Origin of the sequence: Rhodococcus yananensis, assembly GCF_020515525.1 — a bacterium.
Classification (GTDB): Bacteria; Actinomycetota; Actinomycetes; order Mycobacteriales; family Mycobacteriaceae; genus Rhodococcus; species Rhodococcus yananensis.
Map to the genome: position 1 here is coordinate 18,251 of NZ_JAIYEP010000035.1, position 25,731 is coordinate 43,981.

Consider the following 25,731-nt stretch of genomic DNA (forward strand, 5'->3'; position numbering starts at 1 on the left):
TTACGGTCCCCTCCACACGACGGCGGTCGCGCCGTCGATCTCCATCACGGTCACGGTCGTTCCGGTTTCGTAGGACTCGGTCTCGTCGAGCGGCCGCGCCGACCACACCTCACCGTCGATCTTCACGCGCCCCGAGTGCACTCCCACGGATTCGAGCACCAGCGCGTGCTTGCCGGGGAGCGCGTCGATGCCCGTCGTCAGAGCCGGTGGTCGTGAGAACCGGCGACGCAGTGGGGGCCGCACCCCGAGCAACAACACCACCGACGCGAGTGCGAACACCACGGCATCCGCCCACACCGGCCAGTCGGTGATCGCCGAGACCCCCGCCGTCGTCAATGCTGCACCACCGAGCATCAGCAGGACGAAGTCGCCGGTCAGCGCTTCCGCTGCGGCCAACGCGACAGCGGCGACGAGCCAGATCAAATCCGTCACGTGTTCATCCTGTCACAATCCGGACATCACGCGCAGACACCGGGGTGCCACCGTACGCACGGTGCGGGGTCATGCCCCGTCCGGTTCGGTCACGAAGTCCACGAGTCGTTCGACAGCACCGAGAAGCGCCGAGTCGAGATCCCGGAAGTCGGACACCGCCGAATACACCCGCCGCCAGCCGTCCTGTGGTGTACCCCAACCGAGTTGGCGGCACACACCGGTCTTCCAGTCCTGCCCACGCGGTACGACCGGCCACGCGTCGATGCCGACCGCGCTCGGTTTGACGGCTTCCCACACGTCGATGAACGGATGCCCGGTGACCATGACGTGCGGGCCGAGGTTCGTCGTCAGGCGCTCCTCCTTCGATCCGGCGACGAGATGGTCGGCGAGCACCCCGACTCGGCGCCCCGGCCCGGGGGCGAAGTCCGCGAGCCGAGGACCGAGGTTGTCCAGGCCCTCGAGCTGTTCGACGACCACACCTTCGACGCGCAGGTCGTGACCCCACACCCGTTCGACGAGGGCCGCGTCGTGCACGCCCTCGACCCAGATGCGGCTGCCGCGTGCGACGCGGGCCTCGAGCCCCTCGACGCGGGTCGACCCGGACGCCGATCGGGTCGGCGCCCGCCGGGACGATGGCACCCGCGGCCGCACCAGCGTCACCGGGTTCCCGTCCACCAGGAAGGCGGCGGGGCGCATCGCGAACAGACGGGTGCGACCGGCCGCGTCCTCGAGTCGCACGAAGTCGCCGTCGTACGTCCGGTCGAACCCGACCACCGCCCCGCACCAGCCGGACGCCGCGTCCTCCACAACGAGCCCCCGGTCCGCGGCCATCTCGGGGATCGCGGGCCGCCGGGTGCGGGCGTGGCCCGCGAAGATGTCACCGCCGTACATGTCTCGTGCGCTCACATCCGACCACGGTAGGCGAGCGTGATCGGCTCGGCGGGGTCGCCACGCCGTATGCTGCGTCCGTGACCTCCCCCAGCCTGACGTTGATCCTGTGGGCGGGTGCGTGGCTGGGTGGGCACGCCTCTCCCGACGACGTCATCGATGCTCTGCACACCTGGGCACCGACGCACGTGCTCTGCGCCGCCGACGACGACGTTGCGCGGTCTGCGGGTCTTCCCGAGCGCGGTGTGGTGGACGGTGCTGCCACGCTGCTCACGACCGTGCGGACCGTCGACACCGTCCGCGCGGCGGGTCTGCGGCTCGTGCTCGCGGCGCCGGGTGACGCCCGTGGGCTTCCCGCGGGAACCGCGTTCGCTGCTGCAGCCATGGATGCGCGGCAAGGCATTCTGGTCGGGGTGCCCGGGGCGCCCGGTGCGGGGCTCGTTCCGGTGGTCGAGGGCCCGGATGTGTTGAGGTGGACCGTGTTCACGGTGGATCCGATTCCCGATCCGGGTGCCGTACCCAGCCTGGGTGAAGCGGAGTTCGCGATCCGCGAGGCGGTGCGGGACGCGGCCGCCACTCTCGCCGGGATTCCCACGGTCGGATCGGGCACCGACATCGGCGATCCTCGATCTCGGATAGCCTCTGCGGCAGCGGAACTCGCGCGACACCGCTACCCGTCGTCGCTTCCCGTGCGCGCAGCCCGTGTCCTCGACTCCGCCGATCAGGTGGAGGCGATCCTCACCGTCGCAGCGGGCGGCGGGGCGGAACGCGCCGGCTCGGCGTCGGGTACGTCCGGGCGCGAAGAGGCGCTGCGTGCATTGAGTTCGGCGCTGCGTGTCGCACGCAGCGGAGCGGTCGCGGCGGCGCTGCACGGGCACTGACGACCGATCGGCGTCGTCCACTCTCCTCCGGGCGAGTTGCCCGGCCGATCCGCGTCGTCTACGGTATGCGTCGTCCAAGGGGGACGCTGTCGGGCACGGCCCGAGGCGAGCGGTGGGGAGGGCGGTATGCCGGATTCGATCGAAGTCGATATTCCACAATTGCAGGCGGTGTCGGCTCGGTTCGACCGGCTCGCCGAAGAGATGAGCATCATCGATACCTCGGATATCGATTCCGATGCCGCGACACACTTCCCCGGTGGCGCTTCGGTCGTGTCCGCTCTCGCGCTCGCCGAAGAAGCCACCGCGCGGGCGTTGCTCCGGCTGGCCGACCGCGCGTGGTCGATTCACGACACGCTGGACCGAGTGTGCAAGGACTACACCAACACGGTGGACTACCTGGTCGACGAACTGAACAAGGCGACGCCGCTGTGATTCCGACGATCAGCGCGGTACGCGAGTGGGCTCCGCTGGATCTCTCGAGCAATGTCGATGCGACGCGGACCGTCGCCAGCACGGCCGGGGCGGTGTCCGATGCGATGGCTCGCGCGGCCACGGATCTGTGGCAAGGGTGGTCCAGCAAAGCCGCCGATGCCGCGTACGAGCACTTCGAGTTCGAGAAGAACCGCCAGTCCTCGGTCATCGAGGCGATCGAGGATCTCGCCGAAACCATCGAGTCCACCCGAGTGTCATTGGCGTCGGCACTGGGTGTTGCGCACGACAAGATCTTCGAGGCCGAGGAAGCCGGATTCGTCGTCGACGACAACGGGGTTCACGGTAATGGGAGTGTGGGAGCGGACGGTCTCGATGCCGCCGGACGATGGAGCATGATCCAGGACGCCCTGCGCGCGATCGGCGAGGCCGACGCCGAGTTGACTCGGCGACTCGAACTGCGGATCGCCGCACTGGGCACTGTGATGCCCCCAGCGCCGGCTTTCGCCCCCGACGAAGCGCAGAACAGCCTGTCCATGTTCGACGACGGGTATCTGTCCCCGGAGGAGATCGGCCGGCTGCGCGCAAACCTCGCTGCGGCGGGAATCGATCCGAGTGCGTGGGCCGACATCGTCGACGGCGACGTGGTGTCGACGCTTCCACGGGGCGCTTTCGAGTACCTCGAACGCCTGTATCTGGAAGCGGGTGTCGACGGGGTGCTCGATATGCAACGCATGCTCGTCGAAAACGGTAGTCCCTCGGCACTGGAAGCACGCGAGGCACTCGCGAACGGTCTGCTCGTCCTGTCTCACGAAAACATCCGCGATGTCGACGACGCACGGGGAGGCTGGGACAGGCTGCCCCCGGACATTCGGGAACTGAGCGCATCGTACGACCATCTGCGGCAGTACGACACCGAGGCCCATCGGCACGCCCACTCCTACGAGGCATATCTTGCAACGTTGACTCCGGACGAGATCCGTGTCGTCACCGACGACCCCGCTTCCGGTCTGCGCGGGTACGACGAATTCCGGGCATCATTTACGCCCGCGGCAGCATTCGACGCCGCAGCACGCGACCGCGAGTTCTGGGATTTCGTCGGATCGGCAGACGGGGTTCCCGGTGTCGAACTGTCGACCACCCTGCTGCAGAACGCCGCTGCTCGGGTGGATCTTGTCGACAAGTTCGAATCCCCGGAACCCGATCAGACGGCACGACCGAATCACAACGCAATGCCCCTCGTCGAACTGGCCACCCGCAACCACGACGCGAACACGCGGATCCTCACGGGCGACGTCGACGGAGACCTGCGGCCCGATATCCAGCGCGACGACGTCCTCACGCCATTGTTCACCCACGACTGGGCGGATGGCGGTGCGGCGGTGGCCCACATGACCGAGTGGATGACCGACGATCTGGTGGTCGCGCAGGAGGCCGGTCGGTCGGATCTGTCCGTCCGTGCCGACCGGGCCGCGTTGGGGCTGGCCCAGTACCTGGGCGATGAAGACAACTACCGGCGGCTCATGGACGTTCAGGGTGAGAACACAGCGAACATCGGTGAGGTGAACCCGCACCTCACACGCGGAATAGCGCTCGGATTGCACGGATACATCCCGGACCTGATCAGCACCGAAGGCAGCAGCAACTGGCCCGCCGAAGCCCTGGAACCGACGAACGACTACCACCGCGCGCAACGGATATTCACGCTCGTGTCCACGGACGCGGAGTCCGCCGCAACTTTCGGTACCGCGTCGGCGACGTATTCGCGTATTCTGCAGGGCCAGTTCATCGACGAGGGCAACACCGCTTCCGCGCACTACGCGGGTCGACTGCAAGCCCTGGGAGACGTGGGAATCTACGCTGCTGCGGCCGAACAGTCCTCCGATCGCGCGGCGATCGAAAGCTACATGCGGGACCGTCGCGCCGACGCCTACAACACCAACTTCTCCATCGTGCGCAATCTCGTTGCGCTGCACCCCGCGACGAGTGCGACGATCGGGTTGGCCCTCGACCTGTCGAACACGTCGTTACGGGACATGGTCGCGATGCCGGACGAAGACAGTGCCTCGGCTCCGTTCACGATCACGGAGACGAACCTGACCGCTGGTAACGAGCACGGACTGCTCTCGCACGCGGTTGCGACGAGGGGGATTCCGGACGATCCTCTGATCTCCGGAGATCTTCTGGCAGTCGGCGCGATCAGTGCCGACGGTGAGCCTCGCGGACTACCGGAGGACCGCGATCCGGCGCAGGCACTGGATGCCTACGAGCCCGCCCTGCGCTGGTACGGAGTCGACCACGTCACCTACAACACCAGGTTCCGCCTTGGGTACGGCGATATCGCACCTCAGGTCGGAAGGGCCTCCGAGTGAAGGTGTGTATTCCGAATCCGCTCCGTCGGCGGCCCTTCATGGTGATGTGGATCACAGCAGTTTCAACGATCGCACTTCTTCCCGCGTGCAGTTCGGCCGACCCGCCGACACAGACGCCGCCGGTGACCGACCCCCATTCGGTACACGCCGAATACGCACGACAGGTCACCTATCGCTGGACCGCCGAGCCGGGAATCGACCTCGACTCACCCGAAGTCCAGGTCACCCGCGCCTTCACCGAAAGCCAGGACGCCTGGGGACGCACCGAGGACCACCTCTCCGTCTACCCCGGCTACCCCGGTAAGACATACCAGGGCATCAGCGTCCACATCCCACCTCGTATCGGCACCACATACCTGCACATCTACGGCGTCGAACCCATCACCGACGACAACGGAGACCCCGCCACCCGCGTCACCGTCTGCTACGACAAATCGACGCGCGCGATCGAGGAAACGCCCGGGACATGGGTACCGGCCGAAACCGGCTTCAATGTCGCCGTGATCGTCACCCGGGACGACCGCACACAACCCGTCCGACCCGAACTCGATCACACCCGCCGCCTGCCGTACCCCACCTGGGACGTCTTCACTGGATGGAATGCACACTGGGCGACCGGCCGCCATCGTTCGGAAGCGACCGCAACCAGAACCCGGTGCGCCCTCGAAATGAAGCACTTCAACCCCGATCGCCGCTCTACCCCGATCCCTCCCCCGGTCGAACCCTTCCATCCCGGCTGGCCCGTCGCAGTCGACACACCCGCAGACCACCAGCCGCGATGACACCTCACCCTCGATACGACAGTGCGCCCCGCCTGCGCCGCGCTGCACTGCTTCTCACATGTCTTCTCCTGACCTCGTGCAGCTCGGCCGACCCGCCGACGCAGACGCCGCCGGTGACCGACCCCCATTCGGTACACGCCGAATACGCACGACAGGTCACCTATCGCTGGACCGCCGAGCCGGGAATCGACCTCGAATCACCCGAAGTCCAGGTCGCCCGCGCCTTCACCGAAAGCCAGGACGCCTGGGGACGCACCGAGGACCACCTCTCCGTCTACCCCGGCTACCCCGGTAAGACATACCAGGGCATCAGCGTCCACATCCCACCTCGTATCGGCACCACATACCTGCACATCTACGGCGTCGAACCCATCACCGACGACAACGGAGACCCCGCCACCCGCGTCACCGTCTGCTACGACAAATCGACGCGCGCGATCGAGAAGACGCCCGGGACATGGGTACCGGCCGAAACCGGCTTCAATGTCGCCGTGATCGTCACCCGGGACGACCGCACACAACCCGTCCGACCCGAACTCGATCACACCCGCCGCCTGCCGTACCCCACCTGGGACGTCTTCACTGGATGGAATGCACACTGGGCGACCGGCCGCCATCGTTCGGAAGCGACCGTAACCAGAACCCGGTGCGCCCTCGAAATGAAGCACTTCAACCCCGATCGCCTCTCTACCCCGATCCCTCCCCCGGTCGAACCCTTCCATCCCGGCTGGCCCGTCGCAGTCGACACACCCGCAGACCAGCAGCCGCGATGACACCTCACCCTCGATACGACAGTGCACCCCACCTGCGCCGCGCTGCACTGCTTCTCACATGTCTTCTCCTGACCTCGTGCAGCTCGGCCGACCCGCCGACGCAGACGTCGCCGGTGACCGACCCCCATTCGGTACACGCCGAATACGCACGACAGGTCACCTATCGCTGGACCGCCGAGCCGGGAATCGACCTCGACTCACCCGAAGTCCAGGTCGCCCGCGCCTTCACCGAAAGCCAGGACGCCTGGGGACGCACCGAGGACCACCTCTCCGTCTACCCCGGCTACCCCGGCAAGACATACCAGGGCATCAGCGTCCACATCCCACCTCGTATCGGCACCACATACCTGCACATCTACGGCGTCGAACCCATCACCGACGACAACGGAGACCCCGCCACCCGCGTCACCGTCTGCTACGACCTGTCGGCGCGCGCGATCGAGAAGACGCCCGGGACATGGGTACCGGTCGAAACCGGTTTCAATGTCGGAGTCGTCGTCACCCGGGACGACCGCACACAACCCGTCCGACCCGAACTCGATCACACCCGCCGCCTGCCGTACCCCACCTGGGACGTCTTCACTGGATGGAATGCACACTGGGCGACCGACTACCGCCATCTGGAAGAAGACATACCCGGAACCCGGTGCGCCCTCGAAATGAAGCACTTCAACCCCGATCGCCTCTCTACCCCGATCCCTCCCCCGGTCGAACCCTTCCATCCCGGCTGGCCCGTCGCAGTCGACACACCCGCAGACCAGCAGCCGCGATGACACCTCACTCCCCACGCGGCCGACGCCATCGCAACGGAGGTACCACCGTGATCCACGTCCGACACAACACCGGAGCGCGCGCGACCGTCGTCGCCGCGCTGATCGTCGCGGTCGCGACCGGGTGCGGCACCACGCCCGAACCCGATCCGTATGCGACGCTCGGCGGCGACGCCGCGGTGGCGTCGTATCGGTGGTTCGCCGAGGGCGACATCGATCTCGAATCGCCGGAGATGCAGGTGGTCCGCGCGTACGTCGAAAGCCTGGACGCGTGGCTCCGCACCAAGGACAAGGACGCTGTCTACACGGGATTCGACGACTTCATCGACCCCGATTCGGATCCCGCTCCACAGCGCGGCACAGTGAATCTGCACGTGTTCGACGTGGAACCCGACACGGATTTCGAGGGCCGACCGTCTACGCGGGTCGGAGTGTGCTTCGACTACTCCGGCCGGCCGGAGGAGAATTCCGACACCGGCGAGTGGCGTATCCGCCGAACGGCCTACTACGACTCGATGTATGTCACGCGCACCGACCCGGCCACACCGAACAGTCCCGCAATCGACCCGCAGCACCGGCTGCCGTATCCGACGTGGAATGTGTTCGACGGGTGGGATGTGCAGCGGTTCAACGACATGCGCACCGATCCGGAGTCGCCGCGCACGCGGTGCCTGAACGATCCGCCGTTCGATCTCCGCGCATACCGGAACCCTCCGGTCCGGATACCTCCGGTCGTCGAACCGGCCGGCCCGGGCTGGCCGACGGTCATCGACGGGTGAGCACCCGTCTCACCGCGACACCGGAAGAGTGCAGCACGCGGCGGCGCGACCGTCGTCGGTGACACCGAGCATCGGCAGCGCGCCGAGTCGCTGTGCGGACGCACCGTCGGTCATCTCCTGCACCAGTACGCGCACGAGTTGCGCGAACCGGGGATCGGTACCGATGGTCGCGGCCCGCACGTATCCCATGCCGAGTGCGGCGGCGTGGTCGCGGGCTTCGGTGTCGAGGTCCCACACCACCTCGAGGTGATCGGAGACGAAGCCGATGGGCACCACGATGACCGCCTCGACACCGCGCGCGTGCAAATCGTCGAGGTGGTCGACGATGTCCGGTTCGAGCCACGGGACCTGCGGCGGCCCCGATCGGGACTGCCACACCCGGTCGTAGTCGTCGACCCCGGCGGCGGCAGCCACGAGCGCACAGGCCTCGCCGACCTGACGGCTGTAGAGGTTCCCTCCGAGATCGGTGGGTCCGTCGGCGGCGTCGGCACGGATCGGGATCGAGTGTGCGGTGAACACGACCCGAGCCCCGTCCCGCACGTCGTCGGGAAGGTCCGCGCGGGCCGCGGTGATCGCGTCGGCGGCCGCCGCGACGGCAAGCGGATGATCGTAGAACTGGCGCAGTTTCGTCAGCGCGGGAGCCTCCGCGCCGACGGTGTCGCGGGCCCGGGCGAGATCCTCGTGGTACTGGCGGCATCCGGAGTAGCCGCCCCACGCGGATGTGGCGAACACGAGCGCGTTGCGCACACCGTCACCTGCCATCTCCGCGACGGTGTCCTCGACGAACGGATGCCAGTTGCGGTTGCCGAAGTAGATCGGCAGATCGATTCCGTGCGCATCGAATTCGGTGCGCACAGCTTCGATGATCGCCCGGTTGAGGGCATTGATCGGGGACACACCCCCGAAGTGCAGATAGTGCTGGGCCACCTCGTCGAGGCGTTCCGGAGGCACACCGCGCCCTCGGGTGACGTTCTCGAGGAACGGCCGGACGTCGTCGGGGCCCTCGGGGCCACCGAACGACAGCACCATCAGCGCGTCGAAGGGTTCGGGGGTGTGTTCCGTCACGGGTGCGCTCCTGGTCAGATGCCGAACGGGACCTGCGAATGGAAACCACCGTCGACGTAGACGATCGACCCCGTGGTTCCCGGCATCCAGTCGGACAACATCGTGCAGACGGTCTTTGCGACCGGCGTCGGATCGTCGACGTCCCAGCCGATCGGTGACGCGGCCGCCCACCCCTCGTTGAGGCGGTTCATCTCGGCACCCGGACCGGTAGCATCACCGGCGATGGCTTTGGCCGCAAGGGTCTTGATCGGCCCCGCGGACACGAGATTCGAACGCACACCGTGCGGCCCGACCTCCTTCGCCACGTACCGGTTGACGGCCTCGAGGGTCGCCTTGGACACGCCCATCCAGTTGTAGAACGGCATGGCACGCGACGGATCGAAATCCATGCCGACGATCGCCGAACCGTCGGTCAGAACGGGCAACAGCGCCTTCGCCAGCGACGCATACGAGTAGGCGGAGATCTCGATGGCGGCGGAGATGTCCGACCACGGGGCGTCGAGGAAGGGGCTGCCGAGCCCGGACCGCGGGGAGAACGCGATCGAGTGCACCACGCCGTCGATGCCGTCGGGTGCGTGTTCACGAACCCGGTCGGCGAGGGTCGCCAGATGCTCGGGATCCTGCACGTTCAGTTCGATCGCGGGGGGCACCGGCTGCGGGAGCCGCTGCGCGATCCGGTCGATCAGTCGGAGCCGGTCGAAACCGGTGATGATCACCTTGGCGCCCTGTTCCTGCGCGACCTTCGCGGTGTGGAAGGCGATGGAGGCGTCGGTGATGATGCCGGTGACGAGGATGGTCTTGCCGTCGAGCAGTCCGCCCATGAGTGTGGAAGTCCTTCGGTGAGTATCGGATTCGGTCCGGATTCGCGGACGGTCAGTGGCCCATGCCCATGCCGCCGTCCACGGGGATCACCGCACCCGACACGTAGGCGGAGTCGTCGGACGCCAGGAAGCTGACGACCGCGGCGACGTCCTCCGGCTTCCCGAGACGCTGCAGCGGAATGAACTTCTTCGCGGTGTCGCGCAGATCGTCGGACAGTTCGGCGGTCATGTCGGTTTCGATGAATCCGGGCGCGACGACGTTCGCGGTGATCGAACGGGAACCGAGTTCACGGGTGACCGAACGGGCGAGTCCGACCACACCGGCCTTCGATGCGGCGTAGTTGATCTGCCCGGCCTGGCCGGCGAGCCCGACGACGGAACCGAGGAAGATCATGCGACCCCAGCGGCCGCGGAGCATCGCCCGGTTGGCCCGCTTCGCGCAGCGGAACGCGCCGGTGAGGTTGGCGTCGAGGACGCTGCTGAACTGGTCCTCGGTCATGCGCATCAGCAGCGTGTCGTCGGTGATCCCCGCGTTCGCGACGAGCACCTCGACTGCGCCCTGGTGTTCTTCGACCTCGGCGAAGGCGCGGTCGACGGAATCGGAATCGGTGACATCGCAGCGGACGCCGAACAGGTCGTCGGGGACGCCGGACCCGCGGTGGGTGACGGCGACCTTGTGGCCGTCGGCCTGTAGACGCCGCGCAACGGCCAGGCCGATACCGCGGTTGCCGCCGGTGACGAGCACCGAGCGCGGGGCAGCACTCCGTGACGGCGCGGTGGAACTGGGGGCTTCAGTCATGCGGACAAACCTATCTGGTGTGGGTACGGGAACGGACAGGGTGTCGGTGGCGGCCACAGTCACCCGTCAGGGCAGGCGCTGACGCAGCACCATCGCGGCGACGAGCCCACCGGTGACGGCGAGGACACCGAGCAGCAGCCAGGGCCGGCTGGCGTCGCCCCGGGTTGTTTCGAACCCGATCTGTTCTTCGAGGGTGTCGTAGGCACCGTGCAGTTCCTCGAGGCTCGAGGCGGTGAAGAACGAGCCACCGGAGAGGTTCGCGATCTCCTCGAGGGACGGATCGTCGACGGGCACCGCGATCCGTTCGTCCTCGATGGTGACGGTGCCGTACTGGGTACCGAACGAGATCGTCGAGACGGGGATGCCCTTGTCGGCGGCCTGCCGCGCGGCGGTGAACCCACCACGCGGATCGTCGGGGGATTCCGGGACGGTCTGTTTGCCGTCGGAGAGCAGCACGATCCTCGCCGGAGGCGCCTGGTCACCGCCGCCGAGGACCGCGGCGAGCGTGTCTATGGCCTGCATGGAGGTGAAGATCGCCTCGCCGGTCGCGGTGCGTTCGCTCAGTTGCAGCTGGTCGATGGCGGTCTTGGTGGCTGCCCGGTTGGTGGTCGGTGACACCAGCACCGACGCGGTACCGGAGAACGCGACGAGCCCCAGGTTGATGCCGGGCGTCAGCCCGTCCGCGAAGTCCTTCGCCGCCTCCTGCGCGGCCGCCAGTCGTGACGGTTCGATGTCGGTGGACTCCATCGACAGCGACACGTCGATGGCCAGGACCACGGTCGCGCGATTGCGGGGCACCCGCTGCTCGGCGGTCGGTCCGGCCAGCGCCACGGTGAGCAGCGCCAGTCCGACCAGAAGCAGCGCAACCGGCACGTGTCGGCTCCGCCCGGGGCGGTCGGGGGCCACCTTGTCGAGCAGTTCGAAGTTCGTGAACCGCAGAGTGTGGGCGAGACGGCGGCGTTGCACGACGACGTAGGCGACGCCGAGCGCAGCGACGACGATCAGGAACAGCAACCACCACGGTGATGCGAACCCGGAGAGGCTCATCGTGTCCCCCGTCCTGCCGCGCGACCGGCGCGCGGTGCACCGAAACTGTGTCGACGCGCCACGACGAATCGAACGATGTCGGCGATCCAGTCACGGTCGGTGCGCAGCGTCAGCAGCGGTGCACCACAGTGGCGCAGTGCCTGCTGCACCGCGGCGCGCTGCTGCGCGGCGGCATGGGCATAGTCGGCACGCAACCGAGGGGTGGTGGTGAACTCCCGCGTACGGCCGGTCTCCGGATCGTGCAGGACCACGTCCCCGAGGTCGGGCAGTTCGAGATCACGTCGGTCGAGGACCTCGACGGCGAGCAGGTCGTGCCGTCCGGACAGTGCCCGCAGCGGCCGCTCCCAGTCGAGTGGTCCGAGGAAGTCGCTGATGACGACGATCAGCCCGCGGCGCCGCTCCGGCCGGCGCAGCGAATCCACGAGTCCGGCGAGGTCACCGCGGGTGCCGTCGGGCGCGTGCGGAGCCGTTGCGACGGTGCGCAGCAGCGACTGCGCGTAGAGACGCCCCCCGCGCGCGGGGATCCGGACGGTGTCGCGACCGGTGGACACGACCGCGCCGATCCGGTTGCCGCCTCCACTGGTCAGATGCGCGATTGCGGCGACCGCCGCCACCGCCAGGTCCCGCTTCTCGCACGTCCCCGTGCCGAAGTCGAGGCTGGCGGACAGGTCGACTGCCAGCCAGGTCTCGAGTTCCCGGTCGGCGACGGTCTGCCGCACGTGCGGGTGCGTGGTGCGGGCGGTGACCGACCAGTCCATCTGCCGGACGTCGTCGCCGGGTTGGTATTCGCGGGCGTCGCCGGGTTCCGATCCGGGTCCGGGGATCAGGCCGAGATGATCACCGTGCAGAACACCGTCGAGTCGGCGCCGCACCGTCAGTTCGAGGGTGCGCAGCGCCGCGGTGAGCGCGGGATCGGTCAGTCGGCCGGACCGGAACGACGGCGGCGACGCGGAGTCGCGTTCGCTCACCGCGGTGCCGCACCTGCCTCGGGCCCGGCGGCCGGTGCACCGGCCGCCGCGGGAACCCGCGGAGCTGCGGGCGGCGGCGTCGTGACCTGCGGAGCGACCTGCGGCAGACCGACGGTCTGCAGGATCCGGGTGATGATGTGGTCGGGTGAGACGTCGTCGGCGAGCGCGTCGTACGACAGCACGAGCCGGTGCCGCAGCACGTCGGGGATGACGTCGAGGACGTCCTGGGGCACCACATAGTCGCGGCCACGCACGAGTGCGAGGGCGCGGGCCGCGGAAATGATCCCGAGGGTTGCGCGCGGGGACGCCCCGTACGCTATCCAGCCCCGCACGTCGTCGAGCCCGAGTTCTGCCGGGGCACGGGTCGCGAAGATCACGCGCACGACGTAGTCGACGAGTGCGTGGTGCACGAACACGCGGGAGGCGACACGCTGCAACCGGATCAGGTCGTCGTTGCCGAGGACCTGCTTCGGTTCGGGGGCGGCCACGCCCATGCGGTAGACGATCTCGCGTTCCTCCTCGACGCTGGGGTAGTCGACGAGCACCTTGAACAGGAAGCGGTCCCGCTGGGCTTCCGGCAGTGGATAGACCCCTTCGTTCTCGATCGGATTCTGCGTGGCCATCACCAGGAACGGTTCCGGCATCGGGAAGGTCTTCCCACCGATCGTCACGTGCCGTTCCGCCATCACCTCGAGCAGCGCCGACTGCACCTTCGCGGGGGCGCGGTTGATCTCGTCTGCGAGCACGAAGTTCGCGACGACAGGACCGAGCTCGGTGTCGAATTCCTCCCGGCCCTGCCGGTAGATGCGGGTACCCACCAGGTCTGTGGGCACGAGATCCGGCGTGAACTGCACACGCGAGAAGCTGCCTCCGACGACCTTGGCGAACGTCTCGACCGCGAGGGTCTTGGCGACACCGGGCACGCCCTCGAGCAGGACGTGCCCTTTGGCGAGGACACCGACGAGCATCCGTTCGACGAGCAGATCCTGGCCGACGATGACCCTTTTGACCTCGTACACGGCCTTTTCTAGCAGCCGCACATCCTGCCCGAGATCGCGCGGGGCATCCGCGGCCGGCGCAGCGCTCTTCGACGTGTTCACGGGCCCGTTGCCGTTGCCCGATGCCGGTCCCCCCGCAGTCCTCGCTCCCGCAGTACCCGGTTGTTGTGCCGGGACGGATGCGCCACCGGGCCGCTGATCCGCCTGGACGCTGCCGGTCCCTTCTCCGGCCCGGGCGCCTCCCTGCGCCCGAGGTCCGGTCGTGCCCGACGTCCCACCCTCACGTGAGGTCACCAAGAATCCACCGCTTTCGCCTGTTGCTCCGCTGGACTACTCCTACCGGACCTACTATTGCAGGTGCCGAATCCCCGTGTCGTGCCCGCAGCGCCGAGGCGACCTCGGAACGGCCGTCACGACACCATGCGCACCACGTACGGCGTCATTCCGTCCCAGCGTACCGGCGAGATCTTCACGTGCGAACCCGACTGCGGCGCCTCGAGCATCGTGCCGTCGCCGAGATACAGGGCGACGTGCCGGCTGGCGTTCGGACCGTAGAAGATCATGTCGCCGCGCTTCATCTCGGCCGACGGAATCTGGGTGCCCGCCGTGTACTGGTATCCGGTGTAGTGCGGCAGGGAGATCCCGATACCGGCGAAGGCGTAGATCATCAGGCCGGAACAATCGAAGCCGACCTTCTCGAAATCGCGGTAGGTGTCGGCGACGCCGCCGTCGCGGATACCCAGTGTGGGACCGTTCTCGTCGCCGCCTCCCCACGCGTAGGGCACACCGATCTGGGACAGGCCGCGGTCGATCACGGTCTCGATCGCGGCGGCACCTGTGAGTGTGGGCCGCGGTGTGGTGCGCGGCGTCGAATGCGGGCCGGTGCGTGTGCCCGGACCGTCCGATCCACGACGGTCGAAGTCGAGGTCCAGTTCGATGTCGGGTACCAGAATCCCGTCGTCGGCACCACCCGCGTCCTCGGTGGTCGGATCGGCCCCGGTGTCGACGGGAGCCGTCCCCCCGATCGACGGAGTGGCGGGCGGATCGGGGGCCTCGAGTTCGGTGTGCGCACGCCGGCCGTCGGCGAGTTCGGCAGCGCGGGCGCGGGCGGCGGCGTCGGCGGCGACACGCACCGCGGCCTCGGCGGCAGCGGCACGCGCCGCGTCGGCCGCAGCGGCCTCGGCCGCCTCCTGTGCGCGGCGCTGTTCCTCCCATGCGACGAACTCAGCGCGCTGATCCGCGAGTCCGGCGACGGTGGTGCGGGCGGCCGCGAGCTCGTCCTGTGCCCGCTCCCGCTCCTGCTCGATCCGCTGCTTCTCGGCGGCCTGCGCGTCGAGTGCTGCGCGGGCGACGGCGATCGCCGCCTCGGCGTCGGCCCTGCGCTGCTCGGCCGCGGCGGCCGCCTCGTCGGCTGCAACCTTCGCGGCCCGCGCCCGCGAATTGCTGTTGACCTCGGCCGTGCGTGCTCGTTCGAGTGCGTCGAGCACGGCCTGCCGCCCGGACGACAGCAACCGCATCACCTGCGCGCGGTCCAGGAGGTCGCCGGGACCGTCGGTGGCGAGGAACATCCCGAGCGAGGCCCCGTTGACGCCGCGGACGTAGCTGTCGCGGGCGAAACCGTCGAAGTCGTGCTGGGCGTCGCTGATGCGGTGTCCCGCGTCGCGCAGCGCCCGTTCTGATTCGACGACCGCCGCCGCGGCGGCGTCGGCGGCGGTGCGGGCGTTCTGCAGATCGACGAGAGCTCGATTGACGTCTTCGCGCTTGATCGCGACCTGATCGTCCAGTTCGGCGAGTTGCTGATCGGCGCCGGCGATTTCGAGGACGAGTCGACCCACCCGGTCGAGTCCGGCGTCGACCGCCGAATCCGCGGCCTCGAGTTCGGCGTCACTCGGGTTGACCGGGGGTGCCGCTGCCGCGGTCGATCCGAGGCCGACGGCGACGACGGTGAGCAGACCGATCCCGACGAACCATCGGGGTGCGTGTGATCGTGCTCGCCGCACGGACGTCCCACCACCCGGTGCGGCCGGGCCCGCGAACGTTCGGGTCGATGCGGCGGGAGCATGGTCCCGCCGAATTCCTCCGCGAAAGCCGAACGTACGCACAGTCGCTCTCCCTCGGTCGCGCCGGCCCGGCATCGGGCCGGCCTTCGCCGCTCGGGAAAGGATCTGCGGACGCCGAAATCTGCCGCGGGTGACCCGCGGTGCATCGCTGACGGTGCCGTTCCGGTCGTGACTCAGCGTTCCCACGACTCGGGTTGTGACACTCCTTCCCCAAGAGCGCCATGTGCACCGTACGACACGGCGTGGGGGGGCTGCACGGGTCTCGGTGAATTCACACGCAAAGTCCCTGTACCGGGTCAGCGATCGGCGGGATCCTCGGCGACGATCGTCGAGGGATCCTCGGCGTGCGGTGCAGCCGCGTGTGGGCCCCCCTCGGGCCCGCGGCGGAACTTCGCCCACCAGGTCGCCGCACCCGCGACCGCCACGACGGCGATCAACAGGAGGGTCATCAGGGTCCACGGCGGAGAGGGTTCGACGAGCGAGTCGACGAAGTTGGTCGTCGACACGACCGGGTTGCCGGTGTAGGTGCGGTCCTGCGCGGCCTCGAGGTCGACGCGGTCCACGGTGTCGCTGAACGAGCCGACCCACGAGGGGCTGAGCACGAGGACGGTGCCCCCGTCCTCGGACACGACCTCGGTCGCCAGATCTCGGAGTTGGGTGTCGATCCGCGGGTTCGCGTCGAGCACCACGACACTCAGATCGAATCCGTTGTCGCGGGCCCGCTGCACCTGCGCGGCGATGTCGCCGACGTACTGCTCGGGCGCGGACACGTGATCGTCGGCGAGATCGGCCAGTATCGTCTCGACGCTGACGCCTGCCGGGAGGTCGGTGGCCGAGGGCCCGGGAATGCGTGGCAGTGGCGCAGTCAATTCTGTCGGGTCTCTCCGGTGGTGCGGGAATCGGGATCGCGCCGCGCGCACGGCACCACCGCACCCTACGCGATGCGCCTCCGGTCCGCGTGCTCCGGAATGCCGCCTCGGCCGGATCTTCACGCCCGGGGTTATGTAGGACAAGCGTACTGTTAGACTCGGTACGAGACGCCGCGACGGTATTCACCGGAATCCCACCGGTCGACGTCGTGTGCCTCGCTTGAGCCGTCGACACAGCCCCGTCGGCGGCGAGCCGTAACGACGAGTGGAGCTGTGACGTGAGCACCAGTATTGATTCGTTCGGCGCCAAGGGCACGCTGCAGGTCGGAGACAACTCGTACGAGATCTTCCGCCTGTCCGCTGTTCCCGGCACCGAGAAACTCCCCTACTCCCTGAAGGTTCTGGCGGAGAACCTGTTGCGCACCGAGGACGGCGCCAACATCACCGCCGACCACATCCGCGCGATCGCGAACTGGGATCCTTCGGCCGACCCGAGCGTCGAGATCCAGTTCACGCCGGCCCGCGTGATCATGCAGGACTTCACCGGTGTGCCCTGTGTCGTCGACCTCGCGACCATGCGCGAGGCCGTCACCACCCTCGGCGGCGACCCGAACAAGGTCAATCCGCTCTCCCCCGCCGAGATGGTCATCGACCACTCGGTGATCCTCGACTTCTTCGGCCGCGCCGACGCGCTCGAGCTGAACGTCGACCTCGAGTACCAGCGCAACGGCGAGCGCTACCAGTTCCTGCGCTGGGGCCAGGGCGCGTTCGACGACTTCAAGGTCGTCCCCCCGGGCATGGGCATCGTCCACCAGGTCAACATCGAGTACCTGGCGCGCACCGTCATGGTCCGGAACGGCCAGGCCTACCCCGACACGTGCGTCGGCACCGACTCGCACACCACGATGGTCAACGGTCTGGGTGTGCTCGGCTGGGGCGTCGGCGGCATCGAGGCCGAGGCCGCGATGCTCGGCCAGCCGGTCTCCATGCTCATCCCGCGCGTCGTCGGCTTCAAGCTCACCGGTGAGATCCAGCCCGGCGTGACCGCCACCGACGTCGTGCTCACCGTCACCGACATGCTCCGCAAGCACGGCGTGGTCGGCAAGTTCGTCGAGTTCTACGGCAAGGGCGTGGCCGAGGTTCCGCTCGCGAACCGCGCCACGCTCGGCAACATGAGCCCCGAGTTCGGTTCCACCGCCGCGATCTTCCCGATCGACGAGGAGACCATCAACTACCTGCGCCTGACCGGACGCGACGACGAGCAACTCGCCCTCGTCGAGGCGTACGCCAAGGAACAGGGCATGTGGCACGACGCGGACCGCGAACCCGCGTTCTCCGAGTACCTCGAACTGGACCTGAGCACGGTCGTCCCGTCGATCGCCGGTCCGAAGCGCCCGCAGGACCGTATCCTGCTGTCGGAGTCGAAGATCGCCTTCCGCAAGGACATCCACAACTACGTCGAGGAGCAGCTGCCGGTCGCGCACACCAAGCTCGACGAGGCCGTCGAGGAGTCGTTCCCGGCGAGCGACCCGGCGGAGCTGACCTTCGCCGACGACGGAGCCGTGGACGTGCTGTCCGCGGCGAACGGCGCCGACGGTCGTCCCACCAACCCGGTGCGCGTGAGCTCCGCCGAGCGCGGTGACTTCGTCCTCGATCACGGTGCCGTCGTGGTCGCGGGCATCACCTCGTGCACCAACACGTCGAACCCGTCGGTGATGCTCGGTGCCGCGCTGCTCGCCCGCAACGCGGTCGAGAAGGGCCTGTCCACCAAGCCGTGGGTCAAGACCAACATGGCTCCGGGCTCGCAGGTCGTCAACGACTACTACGAGAAGGCCGGCCTGTGGCCGTACCTCGAGAAGCTCGGCTTCTACCTCGGCGGTTTCGGCTGCACCACGTGCATCGGCAACACCGGTCCGCTGCCCGAGGACATCTCGAAGGCTGTCAACGACAACGACCTGTCGGTCACCGCGGTGCTCTCCGGCAACCGCAACTTCGAAGGCCGCATCTCCCCCGACGTCAAGATGAACTACCTGGCGTCGCCGCCGCTGGTCATCGCGTACGCACTCGCGGGCACCATGGACTTCGACTTCGAAACCGATCCGCTGGGCCAGGACACCGACGGCAACGACGTGTTCCTCAAGGACATCTGGCCGTCCGCGCAGGAGATCGACGACACCATCAAGTCGGCGATCAGCGGCGACATGTTCCGCAAGTCCTACGCGGACGTGTTCAAGGGCGACGAGCGTTGGCAGAACCTCGAGACCCCCGAGGGCGACACCTTCGCGTGGAGCGACGACTCGACGTACGTGCGTAAGGCACCGTACTTCGACGGTATGCCGCTCGAGCCGCAGGCCGTCACCGACATCAAGGGCGCCCGCGTCCTCGCGTTGCTCGGCGACTCGGTCACCACGGACCACATCAGCCCGGCCGGCCCGATCAAGCCCGGTACCCCGGCTGCGCAGTACCTCGATTCGCACGGTGTCGAGCGCAAGGACTACAACTCGCTCGGTTCGCGGCGCGGCAACCACGAGGTGATGGTCCGCGGCACGTTCGCGAACATCCGCCTGCAGAACCAGCTGCTCGACGGCGTGTCCGGTGGCTACACCCGCGACTTCACCCTCGAGGGTGGACCGCAGTCGTTCATCTACGATGCATCGGAGAACTACCGGAACGCCGGCATCCCGCTGGTCGTCCTCGGCGGCAAGGAGTACGGCTCGGGTTCGTCGCGCGACTGGGCTGCCAAGGGCACCCGCCTGCTCGGCGTCAAGGCCGTCATCACCGAGTCGTTCGAGCGCATCCACCGCTCGAACCTCATCGGCATGGGCGTGGTTCCGCTGCAGTTCCCGGCCGGCGAGAACGCCAAGACGCTGGGCCTGACCGGCACCGAGACCTTCGACATCGAGGGTCTGACCAAGCTCAACGAGGGCGTCACCCCGAAGACCGTCAAGGTCACCGCGACGAAGGAGGACGGCGAGAAGGTCGTCTTCGACGCCGTGGTCCGGATCGACACCCCCGGTGAGGCCGATTACTACCGCAACGACGGCATCCTGCAGTACGTGCTGCGCAACATGATCCGCGGCTGACGGTAGAACGTGGCCGTCCGGCCACTGTCAGGTGGGACGGCGGGCCCGGGGCGACTCTCGTCTCGGGCCCGCCGCACACCCTCCCACCTTCCGTCGGCCCACCCGTGCCACTGTCGAAAGGACCGGCCCAGTGCCCAAGGTCAGTGAGGACCACCTCGCGGCGCGGCGCGCGCAGATCCTCGACGGCGCGCGGCGTTGCTTCGCCGAGTACGGCTACGACGGCGCCACCGTGCGCCGACTCGAAGACGCCACGGGGCTGTCCCGGGGCGCGATCTTCCACCACTTCAAGGACAAGGACGGGCTGTTCCTCGCGCTCGCGCAGGAAGACGCCAAGCGCATGGCCGATGTCGCGGCCACCGAAGGACTGGTGCAGGTCATGCGCGACATGCTCTCGTCCCCCGAGCAGTTCGACTGGCTCGGCACACGACTGGAGATCACCCGCAGGCTGCGGACCGATCCGGAGTTCGCGAAGGCCTGGACCCAGCACTCCGCGGAGCTGACCGAGGCGACCGTCGGCCGCCTCGAACGGCAGCGGGAGGCCGGGCGACTCCGCGACGACCTGCCCACCGCGGTGCTCGTCGGCTACCTCGATCTGGTGCTCGACGGGCTCATCGCACGACTCGCGTCGGGGCACGCCGAGAAGGATCTCGCCCTGGTTCTCGACCTCGTCGAGGACTCGGTGCGCCGACGCGACTGACTCGTGCGTGTCGCACGGTCGCCGGGTTCAGCCGGCGGTCTTCTGCGCCGACGTCGCGCGGCGCCGATTCGGTCCGCCACGCCCACGCAATCGCACCTGGGACTCGACCAGTACATTGTGGACGAAGCCGTACGATCGACCCATCTCCTGCGCCAGCGTCCGGATGCTCGCACCCGCCTCGTACCGCCGCTTCAATTCTTCCTGCAGGCGGTTCCTCGACTCGCCCGTGACCCGACTTCCCTTCGGGAACTGACTCTCGTCCCGCTCCGAGTTACGCGCCATCGCATCCTCCTGTCACCGAGACAAGACCCCGGCACCCAGGCTAGTGGACGGCACCATGGTCCGGAGCGGATCGGCCGAGCCGATCCCCGTCACGCCAGCTGGATCAGCTCCAGGTATTCCTGGGACCAGTGGTCCTCGGTGCCGTCGGGCAGCAGGATGACCCGCTCCGGGTTCAACGCCTCCGCCGCCCCCGGGTCGTGGGTCACCAGCACCACGGCACCCTCGTAACTGCGCAGCGCATCGAGCACCTGTTCACGCGAGACCGGATCGAGGTTGTTGGTCGGTTCGTCGAGCAGCAACACGTTCGCGGCCGACGACACCAGCCCGGCCAGCGCGAGCCGGGTCTTCTCACCGCCGGACAGTGTTCCGGCGGGCTGATCGAGCTGGGGTCCGGTGAACATGAACGCGCCCAGCAGACCGCGCAGGTCCTGCTCCCCCGCGTCCGGTGCGGCGTGCCGGATGTTCTCCCACACCGTCGCAGTGTCGTCGATCGTGTCGTGCTCCTGAGCGAAGTAGCCGACCTTCGATCCGTGTCCGGGCACGAGTTCACCGAGGTCCGGTTGTTCGACGCCCGCGAGGAGACGCAGCAGTGTCGTCTTACCGGCGCCGTTGAGTCCGAGCACCACCACACGGCTGCCCCGGTCGATCGCGAGATCCACGCCGGTGAAGATCTCCAGCGATCCGTAGACCTTCGTCAGTTCCTTCGCCATCAGGGGGGTCTTGCCGCACGCCGCGGGCGTCGGGAACCGGATCTTCGCGACCTTGTCGGCCACCCGCACCTCGTCGAGATCCGCGAGGAGTTTCTCGGCGCGCTTGGCCATGTTCTGCGCGGCGGTGGCCTTCGTCGCCTTCGCACCGAGTTTCGCCGCCTGCTTCTGCAACGCCGACGCCTTCTTCTCCGCGTTGGCGCGCTCGCGGCGGCGCCGTGCCTCGTCGGTGGCCCGCGCGTCGAGGTACTTCTTCCAACCCATGTTGTAGATGTCCGCCTCGCCGCGCACCGCGTCGAGGAACCACACCTTGTTCACGACGTCCGCGAGCAGGTCCACGTCGTGGCTGATCACGATCAGACCGCCGTCGTGGTTCTGCAGGAACCCGCGCAGCCACGTGATCGAGTCGGCATCGAGATGGTTCGTCGGTTCGTCGAGCAGCAACGTGGTGTTCGACTTGCCGCCGGAGCCGTCGGACGCCGCGAACAGGATGCGGGCGAGTTCCACTCGACGACGCTGACCACCCGAGAGTGTGTGGAGGGCCTGACCGAGGACACGGTCCGGCAACCCGAGACTGTGGCAGATCCGTGCCGCCTCCGACTCGGCGACGTACCCGCCGAGCGACGCGAACCGTTCTTCGAGCGACCCGTACTTGCGGACCGCACGATCGCGGATCTTCTCGTCGACGGACTCGGCCATCAACGCCTGCTGCTTCTCCATTCCGCGCATGATCTCGTCGAGGCCCCGCGCCGACAACACACGATCCTTCGCCAGCACGTCGAGATTGCCTTCCTTCGGATCCTGCGGCAGGTAGCCGAGGTCCCCGGACCGCAGGACCGTTCCCGCGTACGGCTCCCCCTCACCCGCCAGGATGCGCAAGGTGGTGGTCTTGCCCGCGCCGTTGCGTCCGACCAACCCGATGCGGTCGCCGCCCTGCACCCGCAACGCCGACCCGGGCGCGGTGAGCAGCGTCCGCACGCCGGCGCGGACTTCCAGGTCGGTGGCGGTGATCACGCGGCGAACTCCTCGATCGATCGATGTGGTGATGCCAGGATGCCGGGCGGCAGGCACACGAACCACCTATTTTACCGACCGACTCGCTGCGGCACGACGTGAGATCCGCTACCCGCGGGCACGCACCGCCTACGCTGGCGCGCATGACCGTCCCGGCCACCGATGTCCTCGTCGCCGGACTCGGCCCCGCCGGCCGGGCCCTGGCCGCCCGCTGCGCGCACGCCGGACTGTCGGTGGTCGCGGTGGATCCCGTCCCGGGACGCCGGTGGACGGCCACCTACGGCGCGTGGGCCGACGAACTCCCCGAGTGGCTGCCCGGACACACCGTCGCGGCAACGGTCGCGAAGCCGGCCGCCTTCACCACCCACATGCACCTCCTCGACCGGCCGTATCGCATCCTCGACACCGGTGCGGTGCAGGACGCGCTGAGCCTCGACGACGTGACGGTGGTGACCGGTCGTGTCACCTCCCTCGGTCGCGGCGAGGTGCTCGTCGACGGCCACGGTGTCCTCCGCGCGAAACACGTCGTCGACGCCCGCGGCCTCCCCCTGTCTCCCGATCGTGCACAGCAGTCGGCGTTCGGGGTGATCACCGACGCGACCACCGCGGCCGGAGCACTCGACGGACACGCTGCCTGGTTCATGGACTGGCGGCGCGACAACGGCACCGGCACGCACGACACACCGTCCTTCCTGTACGCGATGCCGCTCGGCGGTGACCGGGTGCTGCTCGAGGAGACGTGTCTGGTGGGGCGTCCGACCCTGCCGCTGCCGGAACTGCAACGACGGCTCACCGTTCGTCTGGAGTCGCGGGGTGTGCGGGTACCGGCGACGGCACCGGTCGAACGGGTGCGGTTCACGGTGCAGCACGACGGTCGTCGAAACGGCGCGGTGACCGGGTTCGGGGCGCGCGGCGGCCTGATGCACCCGGCGACCGGCTACGCGGTGGCCACCGCCCTCGCCGTCGCCGACCCCCTCGCCGCCGCCGTCCGCTCCGGTCTCGACCCCGCTCGGTGGCTGTGGCCGCCGTCCGCCCGTGCGGTGGCCGCGTTGCGCCGCACCGGTCTACGGGTGCTGTTGGATCTCGACCCCGCCGCGGTACCCGCCTTCTTCGCCGCGTTCCTCGATCTTCCCGAGCCGCAGCAACGCGCGTATCTGTCGGCCCGCACCGATCTGCGCGGCACCGCCGCATCGATGCGCGCACTGTTCGGTGCGCTGCCGCCGCGGATGCGGTGGGCGCTCATCCGCGCGCTCGCCTGAGTCGCCGCGCGACTCTCACCGTTTTCACCGGGTCGGCCACGGGCCGGTCGCCGGTCGCGCAGGATGGAGGTATGCGGTCCATCTGGAAGGGCTCACTGGCGTTCGGGCTCGTGAACGTGCCGGTGAAGGTGTACTCGGCGACGGAGAGCCACGACATCACGTTCCACCAGGTACACGCGAAGGACGGCGGACGCATCCGATACCAGCGGGTGTGCAGCGAATGCGGCGAGGTCGTCGCCTATCAGGAGATCGACCGTGCCTACGAGGAGGACGGACAACGGGTCGTGCTCACCGACGAGGACTTCGAGAAGCTTCCCGCCGCGGAGAAGCACGAGATTCCCGTGCTGCAGTTCGTCCCCACCGAACAACTCGATCCGATCCTGTTCGAGAAGGCCTACCATCTCGAACCGGACTCCGCCTCGCCGAAGGCCTACGCCCTGCTCGCTGCGACTCTCGAACGCATCGACCGCACCGCCCTCGTGTACTTCACGCTGCGGCAACGTACCCGACTGGCGGCACTGCGCAGCCTCGACGGCGTGCTGCTGCTGCAGACACTGCTGTGGCCGGACGAGGTGCGCGCCGCCGAGTTCCCGGTGCTCGCCGACGCGCCGACACCCTCGGAGAAGGAACTGGCGATGGCCGAGACCCTCGTGGAATCGATGTCGGACGATTTCGACCCCGCCGAGTACCGGGACGAGTACCGGATCGAACTGCGGGCCCTGATCGACGACGCGTTGGCCCGCGGAGGCGAGAAGGTGTTCCACGTCGACGAACCGACCGGGGCGGGCACCGACGCCGAGGTACTCGACCTGGTCGCTGCACTGCAGCGCAGCGTTGTGTCCGCGACCGGTGGCCCCGCGGGTGCCGACGACCGGGAGACCGGGTCCGGCGCGTCCGTCTCGCGTACGCGGCCTCCGGCGGCCCCGGCGAAGAAGTCGGCTGCGAAGAAGAGGTCGGCGCGCAAACGCGCCTAACCGGCGGCCGGTCGGTGGTCGTCCGCGTCCGTGGTTCCCTGCCCGATCGCATCGGCGAGACGCATCATCCGCTCGACCAGGTCGGCCGCGTCCGCATCCGACCAGTCCGGGATGGCCTGCCTCAGCAGGGTGATGTGCGCGGCGCGGTGCCGGGCGAGTGCATCCGCCCCGGCGGCGGTGAGGGTCACGTTCGCCGCTCGACGATCGTCCGGATCCGGGGTGCGAGCCGCATAGCCCAGTGTCTCCGCGTGCGCGAGTTGCCGGCTCAGCGTGGAGGCCGTCACGCACAGCCCGTCGGCGAGTTCCCCGAGCCGGCCGCCGTCCGAGACCTCGAGATGCGCCAGGAGACCGGCAAGCCAGGTCGGTAGGGTGTCGGCGATCCGTGATCCGCTGTTGAGCGCGCGGCTACGTCGCACCAGTACCCGCAATGCCTCGACGATCGCCTCGGCGCTCCCTTGGGAGAGAACACCCGATTCCTCGTCCGGCGCGCCGCCGCCGGTGACGGTCATGTCGCGTCGTCCTCGATCGATGCGCTCAACCGCATCAGCAGCGCGGTGAGATTCCGCACGTCGGTCGGTTCCCAGGAGTCGAGCCGTTCGCGCCACCGCTGGGTTTCCGCCGCCTGCAGCGCCGCAACCCGTTCACGCCCCTCCGCGGTCAATGCCACCAGTCGTGCCCGCGCATCGTGCGGGTCCGGAATGCGTTCGACCAGACCCAGTCGTGCCGCCGCGTCGATCCGCCGCGTGAGCGTGGACTTCTCGATACCGAGTTCGACGAGGAGATCGGCCATCGGCACCGCGTCCCGGTGCCGCAGCGTCATGATCATCGGGTAGCAGGCGGCGTCCAGTTTCGGGTGCAACGCCCGGGCCCGCACGCCCACGAGGCCACGCATGCGCCGGAACAGGACCAGCATCTCCTGTTCGAGGTCCGGTACCGGATCCTCCGACCCGGCGTCGGGCACGTGCCCGACGCCGGCGACGTC

The 25,731-nt window shown here is 68.4% G+C and carries 25 protein-coding genes; 11 read left to right on the forward strand and 14 right to left on the reverse strand.

Going from position 1 to position 25,731, the window contains the following annotated elements; all coding sequences use genetic code 11:
• Complete coding sequence (locus LDQ05_RS10630; RefSeq protein WP_226436929.1) at positions 1-432, reverse strand: NfeD family protein; 432 nt, start codon at positions 430-432, stop codon at positions 1-3.
• Between the two features lie 69 nt (positions 433-501).
• Complete coding sequence (locus LDQ05_RS10635; RefSeq protein WP_226436930.1) at positions 502-1,338, reverse strand: DUF3097 domain-containing protein; 837 nt, start codon at positions 1,336-1,338, stop codon at positions 502-504.
• 62 nt (positions 1,339-1,400) lie between these two features.
• Between LDQ05_RS10635 and LDQ05_RS10640 the strand changes: the two genes are divergently transcribed.
• From LDQ05_RS10640 to LDQ05_RS10670, 7 genes are all read left to right on the forward strand, one after another.
• Positions 1,401-2,201 (forward strand): Rv1486c family protein, encoded by an 801-nt coding sequence (locus LDQ05_RS10640; RefSeq protein WP_226436931.1) that lies wholly within the window; start codon positions 1,401-1,403, stop codon positions 2,199-2,201.
• A 126-nt stretch (positions 2,202-2,327) separates the two neighbouring features.
• A complete protein-coding gene (locus LDQ05_RS10645; RefSeq protein WP_226436932.1) occupies positions 2,328-2,633 on the forward strand; it encodes a hypothetical protein in 306 nt (101 codons plus the stop codon).
• A complete protein-coding gene (locus LDQ05_RS10650; RefSeq protein WP_226436933.1) occupies positions 2,630-5,002 on the forward strand; it encodes a TPR repeat domain-containing protein in 2,373 nt (790 codons plus the stop codon). Before LDQ05_RS10645 ends, LDQ05_RS10650 begins: the two co-directional genes overlap by 4 nt.
• Before the next feature lie 122 nt (positions 5,003-5,124).
• Positions 5,125-5,784, forward strand: coding sequence for a hypothetical protein (locus LDQ05_RS10655; protein WP_226436934.1), 660 nt, complete (start codon positions 5,125-5,127; stop codon positions 5,782-5,784).
• Positions 5,785-5,897: 113 nt separating this feature from the next.
• Positions 5,898-6,557, forward strand: coding sequence for a hypothetical protein (locus LDQ05_RS10660; protein WP_226436935.1), 660 nt, complete (start codon positions 5,898-5,900; stop codon positions 6,555-6,557).
• A gap of 113 nt (positions 6,558-6,670) precedes the next feature.
• Positions 6,671-7,330 (forward strand): hypothetical protein, encoded by a 660-nt coding sequence (locus LDQ05_RS10665; RefSeq protein ID WP_226436936.1) that lies wholly within the window; start codon positions 6,671-6,673, stop codon positions 7,328-7,330.
• Between the two features lie 47 nt (positions 7,331-7,377).
• Entirely contained in the window at positions 7,378-8,106 is a 729-nt protein-coding gene (locus tag LDQ05_RS10670; RefSeq protein WP_226436937.1) for a hypothetical protein, read from the forward strand.
• 9 nt (positions 8,107-8,115) lie between these two features.
• Here LDQ05_RS10670 and LDQ05_RS10675 read toward each other — a convergent pair whose 3' ends face one another.
• The 8 genes from LDQ05_RS10675 to LDQ05_RS10710 form a co-directional block, all read right to left on the reverse strand.
• A complete protein-coding gene (locus tag LDQ05_RS10675) occupies positions 8,116-9,135 on the reverse strand; it encodes a ferrochelatase (protein ID WP_226436951.1) in 1,020 nt (339 codons plus the stop codon).
• Positions 9,136-9,185: 50 nt separating this feature from the next.
• Positions 9,186-9,992, reverse strand: a complete 807-nt coding sequence (gene inhA, locus LDQ05_RS10680) for an NADH-dependent enoyl-ACP reductase InhA (protein ID WP_226436938.1) — start codon at positions 9,990-9,992, stop codon at positions 9,186-9,188.
• Positions 9,993-10,044: 52 nt separating this feature from the next.
• Positions 10,045-10,791, reverse strand: coding sequence for a 3-oxoacyl-ACP reductase FabG1 (gene fabG1 / locus LDQ05_RS10685; protein WP_226436939.1), 747 nt, complete (start codon positions 10,789-10,791; stop codon positions 10,045-10,047).
• Between the two features lie 66 nt (positions 10,792-10,857).
• A complete protein-coding gene (locus LDQ05_RS10690) occupies positions 10,858-11,838 on the reverse strand; it encodes a VWA domain-containing protein (protein ID WP_226436940.1) in 981 nt (326 codons plus the stop codon).
• Entirely contained in the window at positions 11,835-12,806 is a 972-nt protein-coding gene (locus tag LDQ05_RS10695) for a DUF58 domain-containing protein (RefSeq protein WP_226436941.1), read from the reverse strand. The genes LDQ05_RS10690 and LDQ05_RS10695 overlap by 4 nt, the downstream gene beginning before the upstream one ends.
• The gene (locus LDQ05_RS10700; RefSeq protein ID WP_226436942.1) at positions 12,803-13,906 is read right to left on the reverse strand and encodes an AAA family ATPase; all 1,104 of its coding nucleotides are present in this window, start codon (positions 13,904-13,906) and stop codon (positions 12,803-12,805) included. Before LDQ05_RS10700 ends, LDQ05_RS10695 begins: the two co-directional genes overlap by 4 nt.
• 308 nt (positions 13,907-14,214) lie before the next feature.
• Positions 14,215-15,939, reverse strand: coding sequence for an NlpC/P60 family protein (locus LDQ05_RS10705; protein ID WP_372461076.1), 1,725 nt, complete (start codon positions 15,937-15,939; stop codon positions 14,215-14,217).
• 221 nt (positions 15,940-16,160) lie between these two features.
• Complete coding sequence (locus LDQ05_RS10710; RefSeq protein WP_226436943.1) at positions 16,161-16,733, reverse strand: Rv1476 family membrane protein; 573 nt, start codon at positions 16,731-16,733, stop codon at positions 16,161-16,163.
• 278 nt (positions 16,734-17,011) lie between these two features.
• Here LDQ05_RS10710 and acnA point away from each other — a divergent pair, with 278 nt between their 5' ends.
• Both acnA and LDQ05_RS10720 read left to right on the forward strand, forming a co-directional pair.
• On the forward strand, positions 17,012-19,816 hold the full coding sequence (gene acnA / locus LDQ05_RS10715) for an aconitate hydratase AcnA (protein WP_226436944.1): 2,805 nt from the start codon (positions 17,012-17,014) through the stop codon (positions 19,814-19,816).
• A gap of 130 nt (positions 19,817-19,946) precedes the next feature.
• Positions 19,947-20,513, forward strand: coding sequence for a TetR/AcrR family transcriptional regulator (locus LDQ05_RS10720; protein ID WP_226436945.1), 567 nt, complete (start codon positions 19,947-19,949; stop codon positions 20,511-20,513).
• 27 nt (positions 20,514-20,540) lie between these two features.
• Here LDQ05_RS10720 and LDQ05_RS10725 read toward each other — a convergent pair whose 3' ends face one another.
• Positions 20,541-20,795, reverse strand: a complete 255-nt coding sequence (locus LDQ05_RS10725; protein WP_226436946.1) for a helix-turn-helix domain-containing protein — start codon at positions 20,793-20,795, stop codon at positions 20,541-20,543.
• Positions 20,796-20,884: 89 nt separating this feature from the next.
• Entirely contained in the window at positions 20,885-22,516 is a 1,632-nt protein-coding gene (locus tag LDQ05_RS10730; protein WP_226436947.1) for an ABC-F family ATP-binding cassette domain-containing protein, read from the reverse strand.
• Between the two features lie 143 nt (positions 22,517-22,659).
• Between LDQ05_RS10730 and LDQ05_RS10735 the strand changes: the two genes are divergently transcribed.
• Together LDQ05_RS10735 and ku are read left to right on the forward strand one after the other, a co-directional pair.
• Entirely contained in the window at positions 22,660-23,775 is a 1,116-nt protein-coding gene (locus tag LDQ05_RS10735; protein ID WP_226436948.1) for a lycopene cyclase family protein, read from the forward strand.
• A 71-nt stretch (positions 23,776-23,846) separates the two neighbouring features.
• Complete coding sequence (gene ku / locus LDQ05_RS10740) at positions 23,847-24,749, forward strand: non-homologous end joining protein Ku (protein WP_226436949.1); 903 nt, start codon at positions 23,847-23,849, stop codon at positions 24,747-24,749.
• On the opposite strand, the gene LDQ05_RS10745 is transcribed toward ku, so the two are convergent.
• Positions 24,746-25,258 carry a MarR family winged helix-turn-helix transcriptional regulator gene (locus tag LDQ05_RS10745; protein ID WP_226436950.1) on the reverse strand — a complete coding sequence of 171 codons (513 nt, stop codon included), beginning with the start codon at positions 25,256-25,258 and terminating at the stop codon, positions 24,746-24,748. The genes ku and LDQ05_RS10745 overlap by 4 nt on opposite strands.
• The gene (locus LDQ05_RS10750) at positions 25,255-25,710 is read right to left on the reverse strand and encodes a MarR family winged helix-turn-helix transcriptional regulator (RefSeq protein ID WP_308013189.1); all 456 of its coding nucleotides are present in this window, start codon (positions 25,708-25,710) and stop codon (positions 25,255-25,257) included. Before LDQ05_RS10750 ends, LDQ05_RS10745 begins: the two co-directional genes overlap by 4 nt.
• Positions 25,711-25,731: the final 21 nt, after the last annotated feature.

Excerpts from the sequence above, each read along its gene's own strand:
- LDQ05_RS10645 (WP_226436932.1), top strand. The coding sequence starts at position 2,328 with ATGCCGGATTCGATCGAAGTCGATATTCCACAATTGCAGGCGGTGTCG.
- LDQ05_RS10675 (WP_226436951.1), bottom strand. The coding sequence starts at position 9,135 with ATGGTGCTGTCGTTCGGTGGCCCCGAGGGCCCCGACGACGTCCGGCCG.
- LDQ05_RS10725 (WP_226436946.1), bottom strand. The coding sequence starts at position 20,795 with ATGGCGCGTAACTCGGAGCGGGACGAGAGTCAGTTCCCGAAGGGAAGT.
- inhA (WP_226436938.1), bottom strand. The coding sequence starts at position 9,992 with ATGGGCGGACTGCTCGACGGCAAGACCATCCTCGTCACCGGCATCATC.
- ku (WP_226436949.1), top strand. The coding sequence starts at position 23,847 with ATGCGGTCCATCTGGAAGGGCTCACTGGCGTTCGGGCTCGTGAACGTG.
- LDQ05_RS10690 (WP_226436940.1), bottom strand. The coding sequence starts at position 11,838 with ATGAGCCTCTCCGGGTTCGCATCACCGTGGTGGTTGCTGTTCCTGATC.
- LDQ05_RS10705 (WP_372461076.1), bottom strand. The coding sequence starts at position 15,939 with ATGCCGGGCCGGCGCGACCGAGGGAGAGCGACTGTGCGTACGTTCGGC.
- fabG1 (WP_226436939.1), bottom strand. The coding sequence starts at position 10,791 with ATGACTGAAGCCCCCAGTTCCACCGCGCCGTCACGGAGTGCTGCCCCG.
- LDQ05_RS10735 (WP_226436948.1), top strand. The coding sequence starts at position 22,660 with ATGACCGTCCCGGCCACCGATGTCCTCGTCGCCGGACTCGGCCCCGCC.
- LDQ05_RS10745 (WP_226436950.1), bottom strand. The coding sequence starts at position 25,258 with ATGACCGTCACCGGCGGCGGCGCGCCGGACGAGGAATCGGGTGTTCTC.